This is a genomic window from Agromyces soli (assembly GCF_022811605.1).
Classification (GTDB): Bacteria; Actinomycetota; Actinomycetes; order Actinomycetales; family Microbacteriaceae; genus Agromyces; species Agromyces soli.
This window is the reverse complement of record NZ_CP094533.1, coordinates 2,532,066-2,550,640: the sequence shown is the minus strand read 5'-3', so window position 1 is coordinate 2,550,640 and position 18,575 is coordinate 2,532,066. Positions and strand designations below refer to the sequence as shown.

At 72.0% G+C, this 18,575-nt stretch carries 19 protein-coding genes and 1 tRNA gene; 4 read left to right on the top strand and 16 right to left on the bottom strand.

What is annotated here, in order from left to right:
• Window positions 1-334: 334 nt before the first annotated feature.
• The 3 genes from MTP13_RS12255 to MTP13_RS12245 all read right to left on the bottom strand — a co-directional run bounded on the left by MTP13_RS12255 (window position 335) and on the right by MTP13_RS12245 (window position 3,004).
• Window positions 335-409: transfer RNA gene (locus MTP13_RS12255), tRNA-Gln, on the bottom strand.
• 113 nt (window positions 410-522) lie between these two features.
• On the bottom strand, window positions 523-2,043 hold the full coding sequence (gltX, locus tag MTP13_RS12250) for a glutamate--tRNA ligase (RefSeq protein WP_243568026.1): 1,521 nt from the start codon (window positions 2,041-2,043) through the stop codon (window positions 523-525).
• Complete coding sequence (locus MTP13_RS12245; RefSeq protein WP_243568025.1) at window positions 2,036-3,004, bottom strand: LysR family transcriptional regulator; 969 nt, start codon at window positions 3,002-3,004, stop codon at window positions 2,036-2,038. The genes gltX and MTP13_RS12245 overlap by 8 nt, the downstream gene beginning before the upstream one ends.
• A gap of 82 nt (window positions 3,005-3,086) precedes the next feature.
• Between MTP13_RS12245 and MTP13_RS12240 the strand changes: the two genes are divergently transcribed.
• Window positions 3,087-4,139, top strand: a complete 1,053-nt coding sequence (locus MTP13_RS12240; protein WP_243568024.1) for an aminotransferase class V-fold PLP-dependent enzyme — start codon at window positions 3,087-3,089, stop codon at window positions 4,137-4,139.
• A 17-nt stretch (window positions 4,140-4,156) separates the two neighbouring features.
• Here MTP13_RS12240 and MTP13_RS12235 read toward each other — a convergent pair whose 3' ends face one another.
• The 4 genes from MTP13_RS12235 to MTP13_RS12220 are packed head-to-tail and all read right to left on the bottom strand — an operon-like array spanning window position 4,157 to window position 7,674.
• On the bottom strand, window positions 4,157-4,933 hold the full coding sequence (locus MTP13_RS12235; protein WP_243568023.1) for a fumarylacetoacetate hydrolase family protein: 777 nt from the start codon (window positions 4,931-4,933) through the stop codon (window positions 4,157-4,159).
• Between the two features lie 38 nt (window positions 4,934-4,971).
• Complete coding sequence (locus tag MTP13_RS12230; RefSeq protein WP_243568022.1) at window positions 4,972-5,460, bottom strand: GNAT family acetyltransferase; 489 nt, start codon at window positions 5,458-5,460, stop codon at window positions 4,972-4,974.
• Entirely contained in the window at window positions 5,457-6,572 is a 1,116-nt protein-coding gene (locus MTP13_RS12225) for a branched-chain amino acid aminotransferase (RefSeq protein ID WP_243568021.1), read from the bottom strand. Before MTP13_RS12225 ends, MTP13_RS12230 begins: the two co-directional genes overlap by 4 nt.
• A gap of 28 nt (window positions 6,573-6,600) precedes the next feature.
• Entirely contained in the window at window positions 6,601-7,674 is a 1,074-nt protein-coding gene (locus MTP13_RS12220) for a 3-isopropylmalate dehydrogenase (protein ID WP_243568020.1), read from the bottom strand.
• A gap of 136 nt (window positions 7,675-7,810) precedes the next feature.
• On the opposite strand from MTP13_RS12220, the gene MTP13_RS12215 reads away from it, so the two are divergent.
• On the top strand, window positions 7,811-8,071 hold the full coding sequence (locus MTP13_RS12215) for a DUF6458 family protein (protein WP_230763012.1): 261 nt from the start codon (window positions 7,811-7,813) through the stop codon (window positions 8,069-8,071).
• Window positions 8,072-8,156: 85 nt separating this feature from the next.
• On the opposite strand, the gene MTP13_RS12210 is transcribed toward MTP13_RS12215, so the two are convergent.
• Window positions 8,157-9,776, bottom strand: a complete 1,620-nt coding sequence (locus tag MTP13_RS12210) for an MFS transporter (RefSeq protein ID WP_243568019.1) — start codon at window positions 9,774-9,776, stop codon at window positions 8,157-8,159.
• 76 nt (window positions 9,777-9,852) lie between these two features.
• On the opposite strand from MTP13_RS12210, the gene MTP13_RS12205 reads away from it, so the two are divergent.
• Window positions 9,853-10,413: a TetR/AcrR family transcriptional regulator gene (locus MTP13_RS12205; RefSeq protein ID WP_243568018.1), complete on the top strand. Its 561-nt coding sequence runs from the start codon at window positions 9,853-9,855 to the stop codon at window positions 10,411-10,413.
• 106 nt (window positions 10,414-10,519) lie between these two features.
• On the opposite strand, the gene serA is transcribed toward MTP13_RS12205, so the two are convergent.
• From serA to MTP13_RS12185, 4 genes are all read right to left on the bottom strand, one after another.
• Window positions 10,520-12,109 carry a phosphoglycerate dehydrogenase gene (serA, locus tag MTP13_RS12200; RefSeq protein ID WP_243568017.1) on the bottom strand — a complete coding sequence of 530 codons (1,590 nt, stop codon included), beginning with the start codon at window positions 12,107-12,109 and terminating at the stop codon, window positions 10,520-10,522.
• Between the two features lie 152 nt (window positions 12,110-12,261).
• Window positions 12,262-12,684 carry a hypothetical protein gene (locus tag MTP13_RS12195; RefSeq protein WP_243568016.1) on the bottom strand — a complete coding sequence of 141 codons (423 nt, stop codon included), beginning with the start codon at window positions 12,682-12,684 and terminating at the stop codon, window positions 12,262-12,264.
• Between the two features lies 1 nt (window position 12,685).
• Entirely contained in the window at window positions 12,686-13,201 is a 516-nt protein-coding gene (locus MTP13_RS12190; protein WP_243568015.1) for a DNA polymerase III subunit gamma/tau, read from the bottom strand.
• Between the two features lie 10 nt (window positions 13,202-13,211).
• Window positions 13,212-13,967: a copper homeostasis protein CutC gene (locus tag MTP13_RS12185; RefSeq protein ID WP_243568014.1), complete on the bottom strand. Its 756-nt coding sequence runs from the start codon at window positions 13,965-13,967 to the stop codon at window positions 13,212-13,214.
• 127 nt (window positions 13,968-14,094) lie between these two features.
• Here MTP13_RS12185 and MTP13_RS12180 point away from each other — a divergent pair, with 127 nt between their 5' ends.
• Window positions 14,095-14,973: a hypothetical protein gene (locus tag MTP13_RS12180; protein WP_243568013.1), complete on the top strand. Its 879-nt coding sequence runs from the start codon at window positions 14,095-14,097 to the stop codon at window positions 14,971-14,973.
• Window positions 14,974-14,979: 6 nt separating this feature from the next.
• On the opposite strand, the gene MTP13_RS12175 is transcribed toward MTP13_RS12180, so the two are convergent.
• From MTP13_RS12175 to MTP13_RS12160, 4 genes are read right to left on the bottom strand one after another with little or no spacing between them, the layout of a single operon-like run.
• The gene (locus tag MTP13_RS12175) at window positions 14,980-15,420 is read right to left on the bottom strand and encodes an RbsD/FucU family protein (protein ID WP_243568012.1); all 441 of its coding nucleotides are present in this window, start codon (window positions 15,418-15,420) and stop codon (window positions 14,980-14,982) included.
• Window positions 15,421-15,443: 23 nt separating this feature from the next.
• On the bottom strand, window positions 15,444-16,307 hold the full coding sequence (locus MTP13_RS12170) for an amidohydrolase family protein (protein ID WP_243568011.1): 864 nt from the start codon (window positions 16,305-16,307) through the stop codon (window positions 15,444-15,446).
• Window positions 16,304-17,272, bottom strand: a complete 969-nt coding sequence (locus tag MTP13_RS12165) for an aldo/keto reductase (protein ID WP_243568010.1) — start codon at window positions 17,270-17,272, stop codon at window positions 16,304-16,306. The genes MTP13_RS12170 and MTP13_RS12165 overlap by 4 nt, the downstream gene beginning before the upstream one ends.
• The gene (locus MTP13_RS12160) at window positions 17,269-18,570 is read right to left on the bottom strand and encodes an enolase C-terminal domain-like protein (protein WP_243568009.1); all 1,302 of its coding nucleotides are present in this window, start codon (window positions 18,568-18,570) and stop codon (window positions 17,269-17,271) included. Before MTP13_RS12160 ends, MTP13_RS12165 begins: the two co-directional genes overlap by 4 nt.
• Window positions 18,571-18,575 lie beyond the last annotated feature (5 nt).

Here is an 18,575-nt window from a genome sequence, read left to right as displayed (position 1 = left end):
CAGTCTGCCGAGCGCATGAGCTACGGCGCTGAGACTGCGCTCGCTTATCTCGAGCTGCTCCGCGATCCTGCCGAGCTCTTCAGGAACGCCAAGGACGACATCCGCAGGGAGCTGCTGGCAGTCTTCTACACACGTACTCGTGTCTACCGAGCACCTGAAGGCGTCATGCTCGACGTCGAACTCACAGAGGTAAACGAGGTCTTCCAGAGCCTCGGCAGCGCCGTCCTCGCGGCCTCATCAGCAGACGAAAAAGCTCCCCGCAATTCAGCGGGGAGCTTGTCGTTGAACTTCGAAAATTCAGTTCTTTCGTTCCTTGGTTTGAACAAGGACACTCTGGCTGGGGTACCTGGACTCGAACCAAGAACAACTGAACCAGAATCAGCCGTGTTGCCAATTACACCATACCCCAATGGCCCGAAACCGGAGTACCGGGCCGAGAGTCAACTGTAGCCTACGCCGCGGCCCCGGCCAAACTGAGCGGGGCTCAGCGAGCCGGGGCCGCGGGACAGGAAACAGGACCGATTACGCCCCGGCGATCTCCCCCGCGAGGCGGTCGATCCGGGCGAGCGAATCGATCTTGCCGAGGATCTGCATCGACTCGAAGAGCGGCGGCGACACCCGCCGTCCGGAGACGGCGACGCGCACGGGACCGAAGGCCACGCGGGGCTTCAGGCCGAGCCCGTCGATGAGGGCGCCGCGCAGGGCCTCCTCGATCTCGAGGTGGGTCCACGACTCCGCCGGCAGCGCGCCGAGGGCGGCACGGGCCGCGTCGAGCACCTCGGCGGCGTTCGCGGGCAGGCCCGAGACGGCGTCGGCGTCGTACGCGAGCGCCGAGGCATCCGTGAAGAGGAACGAGACGAGCCCGGGCACCTCGCCGAGCACGGTGATGCGCTCCTGCACGAGCGGAGCGACCTCGACGAGCACGGCCTCCTGCGCGGGCGTGATCGGCGTCTCGACGACGCCGGCGGCCTGCAGGTACGGCACGGTCCGCGCGGTGAAGTCGGCGAGCTCCAGCAGGCGGATGTGGTCGCCGTTGATCGCGTCGGCCTTCTTCTGGTCGAAGCGCGCGGGGTTCGGGTTCACGTCGGCGACGTCGAACTTCTCGACGAGCTCCTCGCGGCTGAACACGTCGCGGTCGGCCGAGAAGCCCCAGCCGAGCAGCGCCAGGTAGTTCACGAGCCCCTCGGGGATAAAGCCGCGGTCGCGGTGGTGGAACAGGTTCGACTCGGGGTCGCGCTTGGAGAGCTTCTTGTTGCCCTCCCCCATCACGTACGGCAAGTGCCCGAAGCGCGGGATGAAGCTCGCCACGCCCACGTCGATGAGCGCGCGGTACAGCGCGATCTGGCGCGGCGTGGAGCTCAGCAGGTCCTCGCCGCGCAGCACGTGCGTGATGCCCATGAGCGCGTCGTCGACGGGGTTCACGAGCGTGTACAGCGGTGCGCCGTTGGGGCGCACGACGACGAAGTCGGTGGTGGAGCCGACTGGGAAGTCGATGCGGCCGCGCACGAGGTCGTCGAAGCCGAGGTCGGCCTCGGGCACGCGCAGGCGCAGCGCGGGCTCGCGGCCCTCGGCGCGGAACGCGGCCTTCTGCTCCTCCGTCAGTTCACGGTCGAAGTTGTCGTAGCCGAGCTGCTTGGGGCGGCCGGCGGCCTCGTTGCGGGCATCGATCTCCTCCGCGGTCGAGAACGACTCGTAGAGGTGCCCGGAGGCCTTCAGCTTCTCGATCACCTCGGCGTAGATCCCGCCGCGCTGCGACTGCCGGTACGGCTCGTGCGGACCGCCGACGCCGATGCCCTCGTCCCAGTTCAGGCCGAGCCATCCGAGCGCTTCGAGGATCTGCTGGTAGCTCTCCTCGCTGTCGCGCGCGGCGTCGGTGTCCTCGATGCGGAAGACGAAGGTGCCGCCGGTGTGCCGTGCGTACGCCCAGTTGAACAGGGCGGTGCGCACGAGCCCGACGTGCGGGGTGCCGGTGGGTGAGGGGCAGAAGCGGACGCGGATGTCGCTTCCGCTCGCCGTGGTCGTGGGGTGGGCCGTGTCAGACATCACCGTCAATCGTAGTGGCGGCGCCCTCCCGCAGCACGGCGAGCGCGGCAAGCGCTGCGGCGATCGCGGGCACCCGCTCCGCGCCGCGCGCGGTGACGAGGTGCAGGGAGCGCTCGTCGCCGTGATCGGTGGGCCGGGTGACGACGGCCGGATGCCTCGGCGCGGCCGCGAGCGCGAGCGCCGGCAGCAGCGCCACCCCGAGGCCCTGCGCGACCATGCCCTCGACGGCGACGAAGTTGTCGGTCTCGAAGGCGATGCGCGGCGAGAAGCCCGCCTCGGCGCAGAGTTCGAGCAGGTGCCCGCGGCAGCGGGGGCAGCCGGCGATCCACGGCTCGTCGCCGAGCTCGGCGAGCGAGACGACGTCGGCCCCTGCGGCGGGGTGGTCGCCGGGCAGCACGAGGCGCATCGGCTCGTGCGCGTACGACCGCACCTCGAGCCCGCGCGCGCTCTCTCGGTGCGGGTCGTTGCGGTCGCCCGGGTAGCTGAAGGTGATCGCGAGGTCGGCGCGGTCCTCGCGCACGGCGGCGACGGCCTCCGGCGGCTCCGCCTCGACGTAGGTGACCTCGACGCCCGGATGGCTCGCCGTGAGCGCCGCGATCAGTCGCGGCACGAGGCTCGGCGAGGCCGAGGGGAACGCGACGAGTCGCACCCGCCCGGCCCGCAGGCCCCGGAGTGCGGCGAGCTCCCCCGCCGCGGCTTCGAGGCTCGTCGCGACGGCGTGGGCGTGCCGGGCGAGGGCGCGCCCCGCTTCGGTGAGGCGGATGCCTCGGCCCACCCGCTCGACGAGCGCGACGCCGGTGCGCTGCTCGAAGCGACGCAGTTGCTGGCTCACCGCGGGCTGGCTGTAGCCCAGCGCCGCGGCAGCGGCAGTGAGGGTGCGGTGCTCCGCGATGGCGCGCACGACCCGCACGGTCTGCAGCTCGATCGCGTCAGCGAGGGCTTCGGTGGAGGCATCCGACATGAATGAATCATAAGCAGATGGCATGTGATTGATCGAATACCTGCTCTTGTCGAATGAATCGGCCGCGGCGGAGACTCGAAGCATGCATCCGGTCCGTTCAGCATTCCAGGCGGGGCGCGGCTACCTCGCCGCCTGCACCCTCGGCCTGCCGGCCGCCGCGACCCGCGACGCCGTGCGCGCCGACCTCGAGCGCTGGAGCGCCGGCCAGGCCACGGCCCCCGACTACTCGGCCGCCCTCGAACGGGCTCGCGGGCACGCCGCGACGCTCCTCGGCACCACCGCCGAGCGCATCGCCACCGGATCGCAGGTCTCCGTCTTCACCGGTATCGCCGCGGCTTCCGCCCCGGCCGGCGCCGAGGTGCTCTGCGTCGACGGGGACTTCTCCTCGGTCGTCGCGCCGTTCCTCGCCCGCGGCGACCTCCGCGTGCGGCACGTGCCGCTCGACGCCCTCGCCGACGCGATCAGCGAGCGCACCTGGCTCGTCTCCTGCTCGCTCGTGCAGTCCGCGACGGGCGAGGTGGCGCGGATGGCGGAGATCTCCGCCGCTGCCCGGGCGAACGGCGCCCTGCTGCTCGTCGACACGACGCAGGCGACCGGCTGGATGCCGACCACCGGCATCGACGCCGACCTCGTCGTCTGCCACGCCTACAAGTGGCTCGGTGCGCCGCGCGGGGCCGCGTTCGCCGCGTTCTCCGACCGGGCGATCGCCGAGTTCGCCTCGCACACGACCGCCGGCTGGTACTCGGGCGGCGACCCATGGGCCTCCTGCTACGGCCCCGAGCTCTACCTCGCCGACGGCGCGCGCCGCTTCGAGGTCTCCCCCGCGTGGAACGCCTGGGCCGGCGCCGAGGCCGCCCTCGGCTTCGCCGCCTCGCTCGATCTCGCCGGCGTCCGCGACTTCGACTTGTCGCTCGCGAACGCGTTCCGTGCGGCGATCGGGCTCGAGGCGTCCGACAGCGCGATCGTGAGCTGGCCCGACGAGACCGGCTGCGACCTCGGCGCGCTCACCGCCGCCGGGATCATCGCCTCCGGACGGGCCGGCCGCGCCCGGGTCGCGTTCCACCTCTGGAACGACGAGGAGGACGTCGAGCTCGCCGCCCGCGCCCTCCGCGGCGCCGCCGTCTCGGCGCGGTAGGGAATCCCAGGCGACCGCTACTGCGCGGCGGCGCGCACCGAGTTCTGCAGCGTGCCGATGCCCGACACCGTCACCTCGACGGAGTCGCCGTCGACGAGCGGGCCGACGCCGGCAGGCGTGCCGGTGAGGATCACGTCGCCCGGCAGCAGCGTGAACACGCTCGAGGCGTACGCCACGATCGCGGGCACCGAGTGCACGAGGTCGGCGAGCCGGCCATGCTGGCGCACGTCGTCACCCACGCGGGTCTCGATCGTGCCGGCCGCGAAATCCACGTCGGTCTCGATGACCGGGCCGAGCGGGCAGAAGGTGTCGAAGCCCTTGGCGCGGGTCCACTGACCGTCGCGGCGCTGCAGGTCGCGGGCGGTGACGTCGTTGGCGATCGTGTAGCCGAAGATGACGTCCTCGGCGTCCTCCTCGCGCACGTTGCGGGCGATGCGGCCGATGACGACGGCGAGTTCGCCCTCGTGCTCGACCTGCTCGCTCTGCGGCGGCAGCACGATCGCGTCGCCCGGACCGATGACCGAGGTGTTGGGCTTCAGGAACAGCAGCGGCTCGGCCGGCGCCTCGCCGCCCATCTCGGCGGCGTGCTCGTGATAGTTCTTGCCGACGGCGACGATCTTCGAGCGCGGGATCACCGGCGCGAGCAGCTTCACGGCCGACAGCGGCACGCGCTCCCCCGTCGGGTCGAAGCCGGCGAACAGCGGATCGGCCTTCAGCACGACGAGCTCGTGCTCGTCCTCGTCGACGATGCCGTAGGAGATGGTGTCGTCATGGCTGAACCGCGCGATCTTCATACGCCAAGCCTAGCCGCGTGCGGCGGCCCCACCCGAGGCTAGCCGCGTGCCACCGAGGCAGCCGGCCCGTCGGGGATCAGGCGCTTGCCGAGGCTCACCGCATCGTCGAGCCGGTAGCCGAGCCGCTCGTAGAACGCGATCACCGCGGTGTTCGAGGTACGCACCTGCAGATTCAGCTTCGGACAGCCGCGCTCGAGCAGCAGCCGCTCGACCTCGGCCATGAGCGCCCGGCCGAGCCCGGTGCCCCGCTCGGGATCGGCGACCGCGAGGTAGTTCACCCAGCCGCGGTGCCCGTCGTAGCCCGCCATCGCGGAGCCGACGACGGCAGCAGAAGCGGTCGCCTCCGCCACGAGGAACAGCTCCGGCTGCACCGTGAGCTTGCGCTCGATGTCGAGGTAGGGGTCGTTCCAGGGCTTCACGAGCCCGGCCGCGCGCCAGAGCGCCACGATCGCTTCGGTGTCGGCGACGGCGAACGGCCGGATCCGAAAGGACCCGGCCGTCGCGCGCTCCATGGGAGCCGTCGTCATGCGTCGAGCCGCGTCATCCAGCCGTGGCGGTCCTCGACTCGGCCGTACTGGATGCCGGTGAGCTCGTCGCGCAGCGACAGCGCGAGCTCGGCCGCGGCGTCGCCCTCGTGCACGATCTCGAAGTCCTCGGCGAGCAGGCGCCCGATCGGCACGACCACCGCGGCGGTGCCGCAGGCGAACGCGCCGACGATCTCACCGGATGCCGCGCCCTCGCGCCACTCGTCGATCGAGACCTTGCGGTGCTCGACCGTGAGGCCGCGGTCGCGGGCGAGCTGCAGGATGGAGTCGCGCGTGATGCCCTCGAGGATCGAGTCCGACTCGGGCGTGATGAGGCGGCCGTCCTTCGTGACGAGCACGACGTTCATGCCGCCGAGCTCCTCGAGGTTGCGCTCGTCGTCGAGGAACAGCACCTGCTGGCAGCCGCGCTCGGCGGCCTCGGCCTGCGGCAGCAGGCTCGACGCGTAGTTGCCGCCGGTCTTCGCCGCACCGGTGCCGCCCTTGCCCGCGCGGGCGTAGTCGGTCGACAGCCAGATGTTCACGGGCTTCACGCCACCGGGGAAGTACGCGGCGGCCGGGCTGGCGATGAGGTAGTACGCGACCTTCTTCGCCGGGCGGACGCCGAGGAAGGCCTCCTTGGCGAACATGAACGGGCGCAGGTAGAGGCTCGTCTCGTCGGCGCTCGGCACCCAGGCGCCGTCGACCGCGATGAGCTGACGCAGCGAGTCGAGGAAGATCGACTCGGGCAGCTCCGGCAGGGCCATCCGCTTCGCGGAACGCTGCAGGCGGGCGGCGTTCGCCTCGGGGCGGAACGTCCAGATCGAGCCGTCGGCGTGACGGTACGCCTTGAGCCCCTCGAAGATCTCCTGCGCGTAGTGCAGTACCGCGGCAGCCGGATCGAGCTGGATCGGGCCGTACGGCGAGACGCGCGGGCGGTGCCAGCCGCCCTTCTCGCTCCAGCAGACGTCGACCATGTGGTCGGTGAAGTGCTGGCCGAAGCCCGGGTCGGCGAGGATCGCCTCGCGCTCGGCGTCGGACTTCGCGTCGGCGTTGCGCACGGTCTGCCAGATGAGACCGGCGGCGGTGGGGGCCTGAAGGGGAAGGTCGATGGTCATGGTCGTCTTCTTTCGGATGCTTCGGATGCTACGAGTGCGCGGGCTGCAGGGCCTGAATGCGTGCCGCGATCTGGTCGCCGATCTCGGAGGTCGATCGGGGCCGGTCGCCGCGCTCGGCGACGTCGGCGGCGATCGCCCGCTCCACCCGCTCGGCCGCCTCGGCCTCGCCGAGGTGGCGGAGGAGGAGCGCGACGGAGCCGATGGCGGCGGTCGGGTCGGCGATGCCCTTCCCGGCGATGTCCGGCGCGGAACCGTGCACCGGCTCGAACATGCTCGGGAACGTGCCGTCGGGGTTGATGTTGCCCGAGGCCGCGAGTCCGATGCCGCCGCTGATTGCGCCGGCCAGATCGGTGAGGATGTCGCCGAAGAGGTTGTCCGTGACGATGACGTCGAATCTACCAGGATCCGTGACGAGGAAGATCGTGGCGGCGTCGACGTGCAGATAGTCGACGGTCACCTCGGGGTACTCCTCGGCGACCCGGTCGACCGTGCGCTTCCACAAAGAGCCGGCGAACACGAGCACGTTGGTCTTGTGCACGAGGGTGAGCTTCTGCCGCGGGCGGCTCGCCGCGAGCGCGAAGGCGTAGCGCACGACCCGTTCGACGCCGTACGCCGTGTTCACCGAAACCTCGTTGGCCACCTCGGCCGGCGTGCCGGTGCGGATGGCGCCGCCGTTGCCGACGTACGGGCCCTCGGTGCCCTCGCGGACGACGACGAAGTCGACGTCGCCGGGCTCGGCGAGGGGGCTCCGGACCCCCTCGTACAGCACCGAGGGGCGCAGGTTCACGTAGTGGTCGAGGTCGAATCGGAGCTTCAGCAGCAGGCCGCGCTCGATGTTCGCGCCGACGAGGCGCGGGTCGCCCGGCACGCCGCCGACCGCGCCGAGCAGGATCGCGTCGTGGGACTTGATGGCCGCGAGGTCGTCGTCGGTGAGCACATCGCCCGTCTCGAGATAGCGGGCGGCGCCGAGCTGGAACTCGGTCCGGTCGAACTCGATCCCGCTGTCGACCGTCGCCGCGTCGAGCGCCTTGAGCGCCTCCGCCACGACCTCGGGACCGATGCCGTCACCAGGGATGACCGCGAGTTTGACCGTCGTTACCATGAATTCTCCTTCGAGCGCCAGCCCCTCCAGCGTAGTGTCCCGCGTGCCGCGCTGCGCGCTACGCTCGGGCCCGAACGAGGCATCCGCCTCATCGAACCGGGGCGCGATCCGCCCCGGGAAGTGAAAGGGGTCCGTCATGAGTATCGGATTCGGCATCCTGCTGTTCGTCATCGGGGCCATCCTCGCGTTCGCGCTGAACCTCACGGTCGACTGGATCGACCTGCAGCTCGTCGGCTACATCCTGATGGGCGCCGGCGTCGTCATCGTGATCATCGGCATCGTGCTGCTCGCGCGGCGCCGCCGCTCGGTCGCGACCTCGCAGACGAGCATCGACCCGGCGACCGGCGACCGCGTCACGCGCACCGAGCGCAGCGCGCCCGACGACGAGGTCTACTGAGCCGCGTTCCGCGCCCGACGAGCGGAACGATGAACGGCCGCCGCCCACTCGGGCGGCGGCCGTTCGCCCGTCAGGGCCACCGGGATCAGTGCTCCGCGGTCTCCCGCGACGGGTCGGGGTTGCGCAGCGTGAGGGCCGCGATCGTCGCCGCCACGAGCATCAGGCCGAAGCCGATGAGCGAGGTGACGAGCACGCCGCCGTCGAACGCGACGGCCGCCGCATCCATGAGCTGCTGCGCCTGGCTCGCCGGCAGATCGGAGGCCACCGCCGCGGCGCCCGCCAGGGTCTCGCGGGCGGCATCCGCCTGCTCGGCCGTCAGCGAGGAGGGCACGACCATCGAGCTCGCGTAGTGCGCGGCGATGATGCTGCCGAGCACCGCGGTGCCGAGCACCGCGCCGAGTTCGTACGCCGTCTCGGACACCGCCGAGGCGGCACCGGCCTTCGCCGGCGGGGCGCTGGTCAGGATGAGCTCGTTCGACACCGTCTCGGCCATGCCGATGCCGATGCCGAGCATCACGAAGGCGATGATGACCGCGGCCATCGAGCCCTCCGAGGCGCCGAAGGCGACCACGAGATACCCGCCGGCAGACAGAGTCAGCGCGACCGGCACGAGCACCCGGGCGCGGACGCGGCGCGAGATCGGCACGACCACGAGGCCGGCGATGATCATCACGACGAGGCCGGGCAGCAGCGCGAGGCCGGCGTTCACCGGGGACAGGCCCGCGATGATCTGCAGGTGCTGCGACACGAAGTAGAGGAAGCCGACGAGCGAGACGACGCTCAGCAGGTTCACGAGCACCGCGCCGCCGAACGGGCCGGTGGTGAACAGCCGCACGTCGAGCATCGGCGTCGCGCTCGCGAGCTGACGGCGCACGAACACGTAGCCGGCGACCAGGCCGACGACGATCGCCACGATCGAGACGAGGTCGACGCCCTCGGTCGCGATGTGCTTGATGCCGTAGACGATGGGTGCCATCGTCGCGAGCGAGAGCAGGATGCTCCACACGTCGATGCGGCCGGGCGCCGGGTCGCGGCTCTCGGTGATCAGGATGGGCACGAGCACGAGCAGCGGCACGAGCACCGGCACCGCGAGCAGGAACACCGAGCCCCACGGGAAGTGCTCGAGCAGCACGCCGCCGACGAGCGGGCCGAGGGCGCTGCCGGCCGCGAAGCCGGAGGCCCAGACCGCGATCGCGAGGCGGCGCTGCTCACGGTCGGTGAACAGCGAACGCAGCAGCGACAGCGTCGAGGGCATGAGCATCGCGCCGAAGAAGCCGAGCGCGGCGCGCGCCGCGATGAGTGCGGCTGCTGTCGGGGCGAAGGCGGCGAGCACCGAAACGAGGGCGAAGCCGATCGAGCCGATGAGCAGCATGCGACGACGGCCCCAGCGGTCGCCGGCGCTGCCCATGGCGACGAGGAGCGCCGCGAGCACGAGCGGGTAGGCGTCGATGATCCAGAGCTGCTCGGCCGCGGTCGGCGCGAGGTCGCGCGAGATCTCGGGCAGGGCGAAGCTCAGCACCGTGTTGTCCACGGAGACGAGCAGGGTGGGCAGCATGAGCACCGCCAGCGCGAACCAGGCGCGGCGGGGCGCACGGCCCGTGCTCGCGGGATCGCCGACGCCGCTCCGGCGGGTGGCCGGTCGGGGCGTCGGATCCGTCGAGTGGCCGAGGCGTTCGGTCGACGACGTGCTGGTGTTCTCGTTCATTTCCATCTCAGTTTCTGTACCGTCCGGCTGGTATAGTAACAGATATGCGCCGCGTTTCGCTCCTAGGATTGTGCCGATGAGCCGACCCCCAGCCGCCAGAGAGGCAGTGCTCGACGCCTTCGAGCACCTCATCGCGAGCGAGGGCGAACGCGCCGCCACGATCGAGGCCACCGCCCGTGAGGCCGGCGTCTCCAAGGGCGGCCTGCTCTACCACTTCGGCACCCGCCAGGCGCTCATCGAGGGGCTGATCGAGCGGCTGCACCGTCTCATCGAAGAGGACGTCGCCCGAATCGACACGGCCCCCGACGGCCCGATCTCCTACTTCGTGCGCTCCTCGGTGCAGATCGAGACCCCGCTCGACCGCAGCTTCATCGCCGTCGTGCGGCTCGCCCAGGGCGGCGACCGCGAGGCCGGGCGCGCCATCGACGAGGTGCGCCAGCGTTGGCTCGACGTGCTCGGCGAGTACGTCGACGACCCCTCGCTCGCCATCGCGATCGCGCTCATCGGCGACGGCCTCTACTACCACGCGGCCACGCGCGCCGAGGCGGTCGACCGCCCGGTGTCGACGGGCGACTTCACGCCGAAGCAGATGGACGAGCTCGTCGCGCTGCTCGAGCGCCTCGCCGCTCGCGACTGAGCCGCCGCTCCCCCGGCTGCGCACCGGAGCGCATCATCCCGGAAACCGCGACTTGCCCGACTTTCATGAAAGTCGGGCAAGTCGAGAAGCAGGGAGCGGGGGCGGCCTACTCGGTGATGTCGATCTCGACGAAGACCTGCGCGTCGATCGCCTCGCGCACACGCTCGAGGACCTCGGTCGGCACCGGCGAGTCCACGGTGAGCACGCTGAGCGCGGTGCCGCCGGCCTCGCGACGGGCGATCTGCATGCCCGCGATGTTGATGCCGGCCTCACCGAACTCCTGGCCGTAGATCGCCACGATGCCCGGGCGGTCGGCGTAGGTCATGACGATGTGGTGCTTCGCGATCGGCACCTCGAGGTCGTAGCCGTCGATGCCGACGAGCTTCTCGGACTGCTTCGGACCGGTCAGCGTGCCCGAGACCGACACCTGGGTGCCGTCGGCGAGCGCGCCGCGCAGCGTGATGACGTTGCGGTACTCGGGGCTGTCCGACTCGGTGATGAGGCGCACCTGCACCCCGCGCTGCTCCGCGAGGAGCGGCGCGTTGACGTAGGAGACGCTCTCCGAGACGACGTTCGTGAACACGCCCTTCAGCGCCGCGAGCTTCAGCACGCTGACGTCGTAGTCGACGAGCTCGCCGCGCACCTCGACGTCGAGGCTCGTGAGCGCGCCGTGCGCGAGGCCCGAGAACAGCTGGCCGAGCTTCTCGACGAGCGGGATGCCGGGACGCACGTACGGGTCGATGACCCCGCCGGCGACGTTGACCGCGTCGGGCACGAGCTCGCCGGCGAGGGCGAGCCGCACCGACTTGGCGACCGAGATGCCCGCCTTCTCCTGCGCGTCGTCGGTCGAAGCGCCGAGGTGCGGCGTGACGATGAGGTTCGGCAGGCCGAGCAGCGGCGACTCCTTCGGCGGCTCCTGCACGAAGACGTCGAGCGCGGCGCCGGCGATCTCGCCCGCGACGAGCGCGTCGTGCAGCGCGGCCTCGTCGATGAGACCGCCGCGCGCGACGTTCACGACGTAGGCGGTCTTCTTCATCTTCTGCAGCTGCTCGGTGCTGATCATGCCGAGCGTCTCGGGCGTGCGCGGCATGTGGATCGTCACGAAGTCGCTGCGCTCGAGCAGGTCGTCGAGCGAGACGGTCTGCACGCCGAGCTGCTGCGCCCGGGCGGCCGTGATGTACGGGTCGTAGGCGATGACCTCCATGCCGAAGGCCTGCAGGCGGGCGGTGATGAGCGCACCGATGCGGCCGAGGCCGATGATGCCGACCGTCTTCTCGTAGAGCTCGGTGCCGGTGTAGGCCGAGCGCTTCCACTCCCCCGCCGAGAGCGAGACGTGGCCGGCGGGGATGTGCCGGGCGAGGCTCAGGATGTGGCCGATGGTGAGCTCGGCCGCCGAGATGATGTTCGAGGTCGGCGCGTTGACGACCATGACGCCCGCGGTCGTCGCCGCCTTGACGTCGACGTTGTCGAGGCCGACGCCCGCGCGGGCCACGACCTTCAGCTTCTTCGCGGCCGCGATGGCCTCGGCGTCGACCTGGGTGGCCGAGCGGATGAGGATCGCATCGGCATCGGCGAGCGCGGACAGCAGCGCCGCCCGGTCGGTGCCGTCGACGTTGCGGACGTCGAAGTCGGGCCCGAGGGCGTCGACGGTGGCGGGCGAGAGTTCTTCGGCGATCAGCACGACCGGCTTTGACACGAACGGTTCCTTCGGGGCATGCGCGCAGCGAAGCGCGGGTTGCGGTGGGGGTGCATGCGCCACACGCCGTGGGGGCGCCTTGCGCCAATGCTACTGGAGTGTGACGGAGCGTCTCGTTGTGTGACGCCGAGCCCGGCGCCCGGCGGTCGGTCTCAGCCGAGATCGAGGCCGTTGAGCCCGAACAGCACGGCGACGTCGGCGCTCAGCACCTGCACGAGCGCGTAGCCGACGACGAACAGCGCGAGCTGGCCGAGCGGGCCGCGCCGGCGGCCGAGCCAGAAGGCGGTCGCATAGACCGCGAACGGCAGCACGACGCCGATGATCAGCACGACGACGCCGTAGACGGTGAGCCCGACGCCCAGGCTGTCGGCGTAGAGGTTCAGGCCGACGAGGTTGCCGACCGCCTCCCACACGTCGTACGCGTAGAAGACGCCGGTGACGGCGGCGATGACGACGGCGAGCCAGAGCGGTGTGGCCGGGCGGGCGGATGCCTCGACGGCATCGGCCGCCGCGGCGCCGGTGCGGGGCTCGGTCGAGGTCTCCGGCTGCTCGGCGGGAGCGGATGCGTCGGTCATGTCAGCCTCGCAGCAGGAACGGGATCGGGACGAGCAGGATGGCCCCGGCGACGAGCCAGAGCAGCCGGGCCCGGTGCCGCTCGGCGCAGAGCCACAGCGTGACGCCGAACCAGAGCGCCGGGGCGAGCACCGCGAACCAGCGACCGAGACCGTACATGAAGGTCGCCACCGGGTCGGCGAGCTCGGGGGCCGGGGTCGTGGCGACGATCAGCCAGCCCACCGCGTAGAGCAGGTACACCCCGCCGAGGATGCCGAGCACCACGAGCTCGACCGAGCCGGTCTGCCCGGTGCGGTCCGCCTCGCCGGAGAGGTCGTCGGAGGTGTCGTCGGACGCCTGGTCGACGGCGGTCGCGGAGCCGCCCGCGGCCGTGTCCGGAGCGACGGATGAGGGGGCGTCCGAGACGCGCTCGCCGCTCGCCGGCGTCGGGGTGCCGACGCGCTTCCAGCCCGGGGCGAGCGTCGCGTCGTCGTCACCCGCCCAGCTGAGGGCCTCGTCGTCGGAATCGGGGTGGGCCATGCCTGCCAGCCTAGTCGCGGGCCGCTGAGGCGGCCGCGACGGCAGCCTCGACGAGCGCCGCATCGGTCTCGTCGAAGCCGTGGACCCCGCCCCCGGGACCGCTCGCCCCACCGCGGAGGGCGCGGCCGCGGGCCGAGAGGTGCACGGCGTCCACTCCGGCGGCGGCGAGCGCCGGGATGTCCTCGATCCGCACGCCGCCGCCCGCCATGATCTCGAGCCGCCCCTCGGCGGTGCGGACCATCCGCTCGAGCATCGGGAGCCCGGCGCGGCAGTCGGAGCCGCCGCCGGAGCTGAGCACGCGGCGCACGCCGAGCTCCGCGAGCGCGGCGACGGCGGCGAGCAGGTCGGCGGCGGCGTCCACCGCGCGGTGCACGGTGACGTCGGCGTCGCCCGCGGCATCCCGGAACTCGGCGATCGCGTCGAGATCGAGCCGGCCCGTCTCGTCGAGCGCACCGACGACCACGCCGTCGGCGCCGAGCCGCACGGCCAGGCGGATATCGCGCACGATCTCGTGGCGCTCCTCGGGGTCGTAGACGAAGCCGCCGCCGCGCGGGCGGATGAGCGCATGGACGAAGTCGGAGACGCCGCGCTCGGCGGCGAGCTCGGCGCTCGCCTCGATGAGTCCGGCCGACGGGGTCAGCCCGCCGAGGCCGAGGGCGAGGCACAGCTCGATACGGGCCGCGCCGCCGTCGAGGGCGATCCGGGCGCCGGCTGCGTCCTGCACGGCGATCTCGACGGGCAGCGGGCGACGGGGCTCCTGGCTCATCGGGCCAGGCTACCGGGCGGCCGAGATGCCCATTCGATCAGCATTGCGGCGCGTGCCGCGGGGGCTACGCACGCGGCCTGCTCGTCCAATAGGCTCATCGCGACATCGAGCGCCTGGAGGGAATCGCGTGGCTGAGCAGCGGAAGAAGAAGGTCGTCCGCGTCGAGACGGCGGCGTCGAAGGGCGCCTCCGGACGCACGAGCGCGACGGGCGGGTCCGGCGACGCCGCCGAGCCCGCGCCCGGCTGGACTCCGACGCCCGAGGCGAAGGCGAAGGCGACCCGCTTCCGCATCATCGCGGGCGTGCTGTGGCTGCTCGCGATCGCGGGCGAGGCCGTCGCCATCTTCTGGGTGCTCCGGCAGAGCCCGGTCAACCTGTGGCTGCTCATCGGGCTCACCGTCGTCATCGGTGCGCTCGCCATCACCGGCTCCGTGCTGTGGAAGAAGGCGAACCGCCTCGACCCGGCGTCGAAGCAGGACACCGTGCGCTTCTTCGTGCAGAACCAGCTCGGCGCGATCATCGCGGTCATCGCCTTCCTGCCGCTCATCGTGCTGATCTTCACCAACAAGGACCTGGACGGCAAGCAGAAGGCGATCGCGGGCATCATCGCGATCGTCATCGGCGGCGGCGCCGTCGCGCTCGGCGTCGACTACAACCCGCCGTCGGTCGAGCAGTACACCGAGGAATCGAATCTCGTCGCCCAGCTCACGGGCGAGGATCTCGTCTACTGGACGAAGTCCGGTTCGGTGTTCCACGTCTGCGCCGACGTGCCCGACGTGAACAAGGAGTCGAAGGACAACCAGATCTACGAGGGCACGGTCGCCGAGGCGCACGCCGCCGGCAAGGACCGGCTCACCAAGCGCTGGGAGAGCGAGGCCGTGAACTACTGCGGCTACACCGAGGCGGAGGTCGAGGCCGTCAAGGCCGGCACGGATGCCCCGGCGAGCGACGCTCCGGCCGAGACGCCCGCCGAGGAGGAGCCGGCCGAGACGCCCGCGGCGAACTAGCGCTCGTTACTCGGCGGGCGCGATCGGCTCCGTGGCCCGCACGACGCCCTTGCGCAGGATGAGGTTGCCGTACGCGCGGAGCTCACCGCTGCGCACGACGAGCCGCGCCTGCGCGGCCCGCTCGTAGAACGCGAAGCGCTCGAGCGAGTCGACCCGGCCCGGCGCCGCCGCCGCTGCCGCCACGAGCTCGCGCTGCACGGCCGGTGGCTCCTCGTCCTCGGAGGTCATCAGCAGCACGGCCGGGCCCTCGTACGCATCGACCGGCAGCACGGTGCGGATCGCCGCGACGAGCGCGGGCGACGCGATGCCGGCCGCCTCGACGACCGGCGCGCCGGCCGAGTACGCGGGGAAGTTCGCATCCGCGACGACGAGCTCGTCGCCGTGGCCGAGCCGGTCGAGGGCGGCGAGCAGTTCGCCGGTGAGCAGCGGGTGGATGCCGTGCAGCATGGGGATCCTCTCGTGGGGCGCGATCAGCTCGCGGTGCGTAGGGACGGGACGTCGGTGAGGCGGTACACCCGGGCGGCGGTGCCGCCGAGGACGGCGGCCGACTCGTCGGGGCTCAGCCGGTCGACGGCTGCGCGCATCGCGGCGAAGGTGGGCGCGTAGCCGCCGTGCGGCACCGACATCGGCCAGTCGCCGCCGTACATGACGCGATCGGCGCCGAAGAGCTCGAGCGCGAGCTCCAGCAGCCCCGAGGCGAGCGCCACGTCGAGCACCGTGCCCGGCAGGTGCAGGCCGGAGAACTTCGCAACCGTGTTCGGCAGCGCGGCGGCCCCCGCGAGGGCGGTGCGCCAGGCGTCGAGGCCCTCCCGCCCGAGCGGCGGCTTGGCGAGGTGGTCGATGACGACCGTCAGCTCCGGCGTCGCCTCGGCCGCGGCGGTCGCGCGCGCGAGATGGCGCGGCCAGGCGTCCGGCACGTCCAGCGCGAGGCCTCGGCGAGCGAGCTCGCCGAGGGAGGCGCGCACCTCGGGCAGCGCGAAGAACTCGTCGCGGGGGTCGTCGTGCACGAGATGGCGGATGCCTCGCAGCCGGGTCTCCCCCGCGAGCTCGCCGTCGAGGGCCGCTGCGACGGCGGCGTGATCGTCGAGGGGCACCCAGCCGACGACGCCGGCGATCCAGGGGTTCGCCCCGGCGGTGCGCAGCATCCAGTGGGTCTCGGCGAGCGAGTCCGCCGCCTGCACGAGCACCGCCGCGTCGACCCCCGCGGCGGTCAGCTCCGTCGCGGCTTCCTCGGCGCGGAAGCTGCGGTGCAGCGGGCCGAGCGCCGGCGTGAGCCACGGGATCTCGACGGCGTCGAGGTCCCAGAGGTGCAGGTGGGCGTCGATGACGGTCACGGGATGAGTCCGGCCTCCCGCAGTTCGGCCCAGAAGCCCGCGGGCACGGGGGTGTCGAAGCGGGCGAGGTTCTCCTGCACCTCCGCAGCGCGCGCGGAGCCGACGACGACGGCCTGCACCGCGGGGTGCTGCAACGGGAAGTGCAGTGCCGCGACCGGCAGCCGCACACCAGCCGCCCGGCAGGCCGCGGCGAGCCGCTGAGCACGATCGAGGATCGCCGCCGGCGGCGGCGCGTAGTTGTAGTGCGCGGCAGCGGAGGGTTCGTCGGTCGCGAGCAGTCCCGAGTTGTACGCTGCGGCGGCCACCACCGCGACCCCGCGCTCCGCGCACGCCGGCAGCAGCTCCGCGAGCGCGGGCTGTTCGAGCAGCGTGTAGCGGCCGGCGATCATGACGACGTCGAGCTCGCCCTCGCGCACGGCGCGCGCGGCGGCCGCGGCGTCGTTCGTGCCGATGCCGATCGCCTCGACGAGCCCCTCCTCGCGGAGCCGCTGCAGCGCGGGCAGCCCCTCGGCGAGACCGCGGTCGAGATCGTAGACGTCGGGGTCGTGCAGATAGGCGACGTCGATGCGGTCGACGCCGAGGCGCTCGAGCGAGTCCTCGATGCTGCGCCGCACGCCCGCCTCGCTCGGATCGAAGCGGCGCACCGTGCGGTCCGGGACGACGAACTCGTTGGCCCGGTCGTCGCCGCCGGCGAAGTCGGGGTTCGGCTCCAGCACCCGGCCCACCTTCGTGGAGAGCACGTACTCGGCCCGGGGCATCCGCCCGAGGAAGGCGCCGAGTCGCCGCTCCGAGAGCCCCAGCCCGTAGTGCGGGGCGGTGTCGAAGTAGCGGATGCCCCCGGCCCACGCCGCTTCGAGCGCGGCTTCGGCCGCTTCGTCGCTCACCTCGCGGTAGAGGTTGCCGATCGAGGCGGCGCCGTAGCCGAGCCGGCCCATGCGGGCGGCGAGGGCGGGGGCGAGGCTCATGCGCTGGCCTCGGCGTGTGCGCCGCGCCAGGTGTGCGTCTCGATCGAGGCAGCCAGCATCTCGGTGCCCGCACCTGCGGCCGTGGGCGCGAGGTAGCGCCCCCGCTCGATGACGACGGGAGTGACGAAGTGCTCGTGGAGGTGGTCAACGTACTCGATCATGCGCCCCTCCATCGTGCCCGACACCGCGACGAAGTCGAACATCGAGAGGTGCTGCACGGCCTCGCAGAGCCCGACGCCGCCGGCGTGCGGGCAGACCGGCACGCCGAACTTCGCGGCGAGCAGCAGGTTGGCGAGGTTCTCGTTCACCCCGCCGACTCGGGCCGCGTCGATCTGCATGACGTCCATGCCGTGCGCCTGCAGCAGCTGCTTGAACACGATGCGGTTCTGCACGTGCTCGCCGGTCGCGACGCGCACGGGCGCGATGCCCTCGGCGATCGCGGCGTGGCCGAGCACGTCGTCCGGGCTCGTGGGCTCCTCGACCCAGGCGAGGTCGTACTCGGCGAGGGCGCGCACCCAGGCGATGGCGTCGGCGACGTCCCAGCGCTGGTTCGCGTCGATCGCGATCGGGTAGCCCGGGCCGACCGTGCGGCGGGCGATCGCGAGGCGGCGGCGGTCGTCGTCGAGATCCGCGCCGACCTTGAGCTTGATCTGCGGGAAGCCGTCGGCAACGGCCTCTTGGCAGAGGCGTTCGAGCTTCTCGTCGGAGTAGCCGAGCCAGCCGGGGCTCGTCGTGTACGCCGGGTAGCCGAGCTCGAGCAGCGTCGCGATGCGCTCCTCGCGGCCGGGCTCCGCGGCGCGGAGGATCGCGAGCGCCTCGGCCGGGGTGAGCGCGTCGCTGAGGTAGCGGAAGTCCACGAGGGACACGAGCTCCTCCGGAGAAAGCCGTGCGAGGTGCAGCCAGAGCGGCTCGCCGGCGCGCTTGGCCCGCAGGTCCCAGAGGGCGTTGACGACGGCGCCGATGGCCATGTGCATGACGCCCTTCTCGGGCCCGAGCCAGCGCAGCTGCGAGTCGGTCATGAGCAGGCGCGAGGCGGCACCCATGTCGCCGAGCAGCTCCTCGACGTCGCGGCCGACGAGATGCTCGCGGAGCGTGTCGATCGCCGCGACCTGCACGTCGTTGCCGCGCCCGATCGTGAACACGAAGGCGTGCCCCTCGATCCCGTCGCCGGCGTCGGTGCGGATCGCGAGGTACGCGGCCGAGTAGTCGGGATCGGGGTTCATGGCGTCGGACCCGTCGAGCGTGCGAGAGGTCGGGAAGCGGATGTCGCGGGTGACGACGTCGGCGATCGTGGTCATGGCGT

What these genes read in the sequence shown, in the direction of transcription:
- MTP13_RS12165 (WP_243568010.1), bottom strand. Translation starts at nt 17,272, where the DNA reads ATGAGCCTCGCCCCCGCCCTCGCCGCCCGCATGGGCCGGCTCGGCTAC.
- gltX (WP_243568026.1), bottom strand. Translation starts at nt 2,043, where the DNA reads ATGTCTGACACGGCCCACCCCACGACCACGGCGAGCGGAAGCGACATC.
- MTP13_RS12210 (WP_243568019.1), bottom strand. Translation starts at nt 9,776, where the DNA reads ATGAACGAGAACACCAGCACGTCGTCGACCGAACGCCTCGGCCACTCG.
- MTP13_RS12245 (WP_243568025.1), bottom strand. Translation starts at nt 3,004, where the DNA reads ATGTCGGATGCCTCCACCGAAGCCCTCGCTGACGCGATCGAGCTGCAG.
- MTP13_RS12185 (WP_243568014.1), bottom strand. Translation starts at nt 13,967, where the DNA reads ATGAGCCAGGAGCCCCGTCGCCCGCTGCCCGTCGAGATCGCCGTGCAG.
- MTP13_RS12220 (WP_243568020.1), bottom strand. Translation starts at nt 7,674, where the DNA reads ATGGTAACGACGGTCAAACTCGCGGTCATCCCTGGTGACGGCATCGGT.
- MTP13_RS12240 (WP_243568024.1), top strand. Translation starts at nt 3,087, where the DNA reads ATGCATCCGGTCCGTTCAGCATTCCAGGCGGGGCGCGGCTACCTCGCC.
- MTP13_RS12190 (WP_243568015.1), bottom strand. Translation starts at nt 13,201, where the DNA reads ATGGCCCACCCCGATTCCGACGACGAGGCCCTCAGCTGGGCGGGTGAC.
- MTP13_RS12215 (WP_230763012.1), top strand. Translation starts at nt 7,811, where the DNA reads ATGAGTATCGGATTCGGCATCCTGCTGTTCGTCATCGGGGCCATCCTC.
- MTP13_RS12235 (WP_243568023.1), bottom strand. Translation starts at nt 4,933, where the DNA reads ATGAAGATCGCGCGGTTCAGCCATGACGACACCATCTCCTACGGCATC.
- MTP13_RS12160 (WP_243568009.1), bottom strand. Translation starts at nt 18,570, where the DNA reads ATGACCACGATCGCCGACGTCGTCACCCGCGACATCCGCTTCCCGACC.
- MTP13_RS12205 (WP_243568018.1), top strand. Translation starts at nt 9,853, where the DNA reads ATGAGCCGACCCCCAGCCGCCAGAGAGGCAGTGCTCGACGCCTTCGAG.
- MTP13_RS12225 (WP_243568021.1), bottom strand. Translation starts at nt 6,572, where the DNA reads ATGACCATCGACCTTCCCCTTCAGGCCCCCACCGCCGCCGGTCTCATC.
- MTP13_RS12195 (WP_243568016.1), bottom strand. Translation starts at nt 12,684, where the DNA reads ATGACCGACGCATCCGCTCCCGCCGAGCAGCCGGAGACCTCGACCGAG.
- MTP13_RS12175 (WP_243568012.1), bottom strand. Translation starts at nt 15,420, where the DNA reads ATGCTGCACGGCATCCACCCGCTGCTCACCGGCGAACTGCTCGCCGCC.
- MTP13_RS12230 (WP_243568022.1), bottom strand. Translation starts at nt 5,460, where the DNA reads ATGACGACGGCTCCCATGGAGCGCGCGACGGCCGGGTCCTTTCGGATC.